The sequence below is a fragment of the Aeromonas sp. 604176 genome, from assembly GCF_049170755.1.
Lineage (GTDB): Bacteria > Pseudomonadota > Gammaproteobacteria > Enterobacterales > Aeromonadaceae > Aeromonas > Aeromonas veronii_A.
Map to the genome: position 1 here is coordinate 1 of NZ_JAAKNE010000239.1, position 1734 is coordinate 1734.

Annotated in this window: 2 protein-coding genes; both read left to right on the forward strand. The window is 60.8% G+C overall.

What is annotated here, in order from left to right; genetic code table 11:
- Positions 1-45 precede the first annotated feature (45 nt).
- A complete protein-coding gene (gene hslV / locus G5358_RS20995) occupies positions 46-579 on the forward strand; it encodes an ATP-dependent protease subunit HslV (protein WP_204384878.1) in 534 nt (177 codons plus the stop codon).
- Between the two features lie 64 nt (positions 580-643).
- Positions 644-1734, forward strand: a 1091-nt coding sequence (hslU, locus tag G5358_RS21000) for an HslU--HslV peptidase ATPase subunit (RefSeq protein WP_421324872.1), incomplete at its 3' end; no start/stop codon positions are given.

Sequence of the window (1734 nt, forward strand, 5' to 3'; positions counted from 1 at the left end):
CCATGCACAGTCAGGCCGTCATTCGGCTCAAGCGAGGTAAGTAAAGTGACTACCATAGTTTCAGTTCGCCGCAACGGTCAGGTCGTCATCGGTGGCGATGGCCAGGTCTCTCTTGGCAACACCGTCATGAAGGGCAACGCCCGCAAGGTTCATCGCCTCTATAACGGCAAGGTGCTGGCAGGTTTCGCTGGCGGTACCGCCGACGCCTTCACCCTGCTCGAACGTTTCGAAGCAAAACTGCAGGCCCATCAGGGTAATCTGGAGCGCGCCGCCGTGGCGCTGGCCAAAGATTGGCGCACCGATCGCGCCCTGCGCCGCCTCGAAGCACTGCTGGCCGTGGCCGACGAACACAAATCCTTCATCATCACCGGCAACGGTGACGTGGTGCAGCCGGAGCACGATCTCATCGCCATCGGCAGCGGTGGCAACTTCGCCCAGTCCGCCGCCATCGCCCTGCTGGAAAACACCGAGCTGGATGCCAGGAGCATTGTCGAGAAGTCCCTCAAGATTGCGGGCGACATCTGCGTCTTCACCAACGGCAACCACACCATCGAAGTGCTGGACTACGTTGCCAAATAAGGCGCCAGCCAACCCAATTTCCCAAGGGGTGGGCACTGCCCGCCCCGGATACAGGAACACCATCATGTCCGAGATGACCCCGAGAGAAATCGTCCACGAGCTGGATCGTCACATCATTGGTCAGGCCGATGCCAAGCGTGCCGTTGCCGTTGCCCTGCGCAACCGCTGGCGCCGGATGCAACTCAACGAAGAGATGCGCCATGAAGTGACCCCGAAAAACATCCTGATGATCGGCCCGACCGGTGTCGGCAAGACCGAAATCGCCCGTCGTCTGGCCAAACTGGCCAACGCCCCCTTCATCAAGGTGGAAGCGACCAAGTTCACTGAGGTGGGCTACGTCGGCAAGGAAGTGGACAGCATCATCCGCGATCTGACCGATGCCGCCATCAAGCTGGTGCGCGAAACCGAGATGGAGAAGATGAAATATCGCGCCGAGGAAGCCGCCGAGGAGCGCATCCTCGACGCCCTGTTGCCCAACCCGCGCAACACCTGGGGTGAAGAAGAGAAAGCCGACAACTCCAACACCCGCCAGATCTTCCGCAAGAAACTGCGGGAAGGTCAGCTGGATGACAAGGAGATCGAGCTGGAACTCTCCGCCTCCCCGATGGGCGTCGAAATCATGACCCCGCCGGGCATGGAAGAGATGGCCAACCAGCTGCAGGGACTGTTCCAGAACCTGGGCCAGAACCAGAAGAAGAAGCGCAAGATCAAGGTCAAAGAGGCCATGAAGGCGCTGATCGAAGAGGAAGCGGCCCGTCTGGTCAATCCTGAAGAGCTGAAGCAGAAAGCCATCGCCGCTGTCGAGAACAACGGCATCGTCTTCCTCGACGAGATCGACAAGATCTGCAAGCGCGGCGAGAGCTCGGGCCCCGATGTCTCCCGTGAAGGGGTACAGCGCGACCTGCTGCCGCTGGTCGAGGGCTGCACCGTCAACACCAAGCACGGCATGGTCAAGACCGACCACATCCTGTTTGTCGCCTCCGGCGCCTTCCAGATCGCCAAGCCGTCCGACCTCATCCCCGAGCTGCAGGGCCGTCTGCCGATCCGGGTCGAGCTGACAGCCCTGACCACAGATGACTTCGAGCGCATCCTGACCGAACCGAACGCCTCGCTGACCGATCAGTACAAGGCGCTGATGGCCACCGAAGGGGTCAA